Source organism: Cellulomonas sp. P5_C6 (assembly GCF_054049635.1).
This window is the reverse complement of the sequence record NZ_JBFULZ010000300.1, coordinates 1-3,016: the sequence shown is the minus strand read 5'-3', so window position 1 is coordinate 3,016 and position 3,016 is coordinate 1. Positions and strand designations below refer to the sequence as shown.

The 3,016-nt window shown below is 67.6% G+C and carries 5 protein-coding genes, 1 tRNA gene and 1 pseudogene; 5 read left to right on the top strand and 2 right to left on the bottom strand.

Features of this window, described 5'->3' with window-relative positions; translation table 11 throughout:
• Together ACXJKG_RS20420 and ACXJKG_RS20415 are read left to right on the top strand one after the other, a co-directional pair.
• Nucleotides 1-339 (top strand): hypothetical protein (locus ACXJKG_RS20420; protein WP_456847549.1); only part of this gene is annotated, 339 nt, incomplete at its 5' end.
• Complete coding sequence (locus ACXJKG_RS20415; RefSeq protein ID WP_456847548.1) at nt 336-767, top strand: cytotoxic translational repressor of toxin-antitoxin stability system; 432 nt, start codon at nt 336-338, stop codon at nt 765-767. The genes ACXJKG_RS20420 and ACXJKG_RS20415, both read left to right, overlap by 4 nt.
• Nucleotides 768-841: 74 nt before the next feature.
• Here the strand turns inward: ACXJKG_RS20415 and ACXJKG_RS20410 are convergent, their stop codons facing one another.
• Together ACXJKG_RS20410 and ACXJKG_RS20405 are read right to left on the bottom strand one after the other, a co-directional pair.
• A complete protein-coding gene (locus ACXJKG_RS20410) occupies nt 842-1,237 on the bottom strand; it encodes a hypothetical protein (RefSeq protein ID WP_456847547.1) in 396 nt (131 codons plus the stop codon).
• Nucleotides 1,238-1,666: 429 nt separating this feature from the next.
• A tRNA-Arg gene (locus ACXJKG_RS20405) sits at nt 1,667-1,739 on the bottom strand.
• A gap of 175 nt (nt 1,740-1,914) precedes the next feature.
• Here ACXJKG_RS20405 and ACXJKG_RS20400 point away from each other — a divergent pair.
• The 3 genes and pseudogenes from ACXJKG_RS20400 to ACXJKG_RS20390 all read left to right on the top strand — a co-directional run.
• The gene (locus tag ACXJKG_RS20400) at nt 1,915-2,148 is read left to right on the top strand and encodes a hypothetical protein (RefSeq protein WP_456847546.1); all 234 of its coding nucleotides are present in this window, start codon (nt 1,915-1,917) and stop codon (nt 2,146-2,148) included.
• 94 nt (nt 2,149-2,242) lie between these two features.
• Nucleotides 2,243-2,701, top strand: a complete 459-nt coding sequence (locus ACXJKG_RS20395) for an OsmC family protein (RefSeq protein WP_456847545.1) — start codon at nt 2,243-2,245, stop codon at nt 2,699-2,701.
• Nucleotides 2,701-3,016, top strand: a pseudogene (locus ACXJKG_RS20390) (hypothetical protein); the annotation flags it as partial. The gene ACXJKG_RS20395 and the pseudogene ACXJKG_RS20390, both read left to right, overlap by 1 nt.

Here is a 3,016-nt window from a genome sequence, read left to right as displayed (position 1 = left end):
CGCGTCCACTTCGCGGTCGTCGACGGCGAGCGGCTCCGGTCTGCCCTCGCGCAGCTTGTCGAGGCGGACGCGCACCTCGTGGCAGAGGCCGGCGGTTGGTCCGCGTTCCTTGTAGGTCGGCCCATCTCCGCATCCGGGAACACGATTGAGGAGGCACTCGACGACCTACTCGTCGCCGTGCGCGAGTACGCCGAGGACTTCAACGACCACCTCTCGACCGTCCCCAACCACGCCGCCAACTGGCAGTTCGTTCAACTCGTCGCGCTATCCGACGACGATGCCCTGCGTGAATGGCTCCTGGCGGACGCGTCCCGCCAGAACGACGCTTTAGTTCGGTGAGCGCCGGCCGGCGAGTCGGCACACGCGACGACCACGAGCGGTTCTGCGAGGTCGAAGGCTGGGAGTCGGTGCGTAGCGCCCGTGGAAAGGTAACCGGCCACCACGCGACCTACGAACTCGCCCTGCCAGACGGTCGGGTCCTGCGGACCCGGATCTCACGACCCGTCGACGCCACCGTCTACGGCGTGAGCCTCTGGGACCACATCCTCAGAGACCAGCTGGATGTCACCGAAGACGAGTTCTGGGCGTGCGCGAAAGACAGGCAACGCCCCGATCGTTCCCCTGCGGCGGCGGCGCCAGAGAACGCTCTGCCTCTCGGTCTGGTCCTCGCCCTCAAGCGAGAACTCGGATTGAGCGAGGACGAGCTCAAGATGATCACGAAAGACGAAGCTGTCGCCCTGCTGAACGAGCACTGGGCGAAGAGCTAGCCCTGGTCGCCACGCCGGAACCACTGACCGATAGGTCACTGCCCCAGCCGTGTTGCGCCGTCACAGTCGTTCGTTCAGTCCGACCGCGTTTCGACCAAACCGACCGGCAAGGCATCCTCACCGAGTTCTGCTCGCATGACGGTAATGAAGACCTGGATCGCGTCACCAGCTCTAGCAAGATGATCGCCGAAGACCTTGTCCTGCTCTTCTGATGGTTTCCACGGAATGACACCCATGAGTGCGCGCTGCTTGTTAGTCATGAACGTCGCGGCCTGCAGGTACTCAGAAGCGCTGGTGACGACGTCCTTTGCCGCTGACGCCGCTCGCGGAGAGCCGCAGGCCAGAACTCCGGCCTGAGCGTTCAGCAGTGGCGTCAGCTCGTCCGCCAGACGCCAGGCGAGGTCGAACGGATTGACCGGCTTGCGCAGCCGGATCAGGACCGAGATCGAGTCATCCAGACCGGACTGCACCTTAAGAACGCTACGAAGGACCTGCCCAAGAGTCAGAGTCCGGTGCGCGGCCTGGACGAGCCCGATGTATGCGGTCTGCCGACGTTGTAMGGATGCACCTCGAGCGGCCGCGCGCTGCCGCTGTGCCTCGAGCGCGAGCGCACCGAGCGTGGTCAGCAAAGCCGCCCCGAGCGCCGCGACGACTGGTACCCACAACGACATGCCATACCTCTCCGGTTCGGGTCTGCGTAACGCGCCGCAACCGTAGCTAGATCTCGTCACGGGGAGCTGGAGGCTCGGCGAAGCCGCACCCCGTCTAGTTCCGGCCCCACGGGTGCCGTGCGTGACGGCAGATGGTRCTGACCACATGCTGACCACGAACCGGACATTGCGGTCGCAGCCACCACATCGGTCGCACCCAAGATCGCGCTGACCTGCAACAACACACTGTGCGCCTGGGCAGATTCGAACTGCCGACACCCGCTTTAGGAGAGCGGTGCTCTATCCCCTGAGCTACAGGCGCGAAGGACCCCGCACACGCGACAGTCCCCGCGAGTACCGCACGCCCCCTCGGGAGCGCCTGCGGACGTCGGAAGCCTACCCGAGCGGTTGCGGGCGCAGCCGAGAAGCAAAGACCACCGGGCGTGGTCACCCGGACGCTCTCTCCAGCCGTGCTTCCCGCAGGCCGATGAAGAGGGATGAGCACGACCGAGAGCTTCTCGTTCACGATCACCGGCATGGTGACCGTGACGGACGCGGACGTCCTCATCGACCAGATCGGTCCCGTGATGGGCGTCAACCAGGACGTCCCGACGGGCATGGTCCGGCTGGACGCCCGCACCGCGGTGCACGTGGCGCTGGCCGCTGCGCTCAGCAAGGACGGTGCGCTCACGGGTTCCCACATCTCAGTGACCAGGGTGACCGTCGTCTAGAGGCGCAGAATCCAACAGGACCGCGGGATTCGCGGCTGGCGAACGGCGCGCCGCTCGCCCTGTGCGTGTCCGGGCCCCGTGGCAGGATCGCTGGATGACGACGGAGCAGAAGCCAGCGCCCGACATCACGGTGAACGCGGGCGACACCCAGCTGTGGGTGGAGCGCACCGGCAAGCGCCTGTACACGGGCCGTAACTCGCGCGGGGCCGAGGTGCTGATCGGCAGCGTCGGCGTCGAGAACGTGTTCAGCCCGGGCGAGCTGCTGAAGATCGCGCTGGCCGGGTGCAGCGGGCTCGCCGCGGACGCCAAGCTGAGCCACCGGCTGGGCGACGACGTCGACGTGACCATCAAGGTCTCGGGCGAGAGCGACGACGCCGAGGACCGCTACCCCGCGATCGCCGAGGAGATGGTGGTCGACCTGAGCAGCCTCGACCCCGAGGCCCGCGAGCGCCTCATCACGATCATCCACCGGGCCGTCGACTCGCACTGCACCGTCGGGCGCACGCTCGACGCCGGCGCGACCGTCCAGCTGACGGTCACCGGGGAGCGCTGATGCCGGCCCTCGTCGAGGCCGCGCTGGCCAAGTCCGTCAGCATCCCGTCGACCACCATCCACGCGCACGTCGCCTCGCTGCGGAAGCGGAACCCCGAGGCGACGCCCGAGCAGCTGATCCGCCTGCTGGAGAAGGAGTACCTGCTGGTCGTGCAGGGCACCGGCGGCGCGGTCGGTGCGACGGCGGCGGCACCGGCGGTCGGCACCGGCGTCGCGCTGGTGCTCACGGCCAGCGACGTCGCGACGTTCTTCGGGGCATCGGCGGCGTTCGCGCTCGCGGTGGCCAGCGTGCACGGCATCGAGGTCGAGGACACGG

Excerpts from the sequence above, each read along its gene's own strand:
- ACXJKG_RS20400 (WP_456847546.1), top strand. The coding sequence starts at position 1,915 with ATGAGCACGACCGAGAGCTTCTCGTTCACGATCACCGGCATGGTGACC.
- ACXJKG_RS20395 (WP_456847545.1), top strand. The coding sequence starts at position 2,243 with ATGACGACGGAGCAGAAGCCAGCGCCCGACATCACGGTGAACGCGGGC.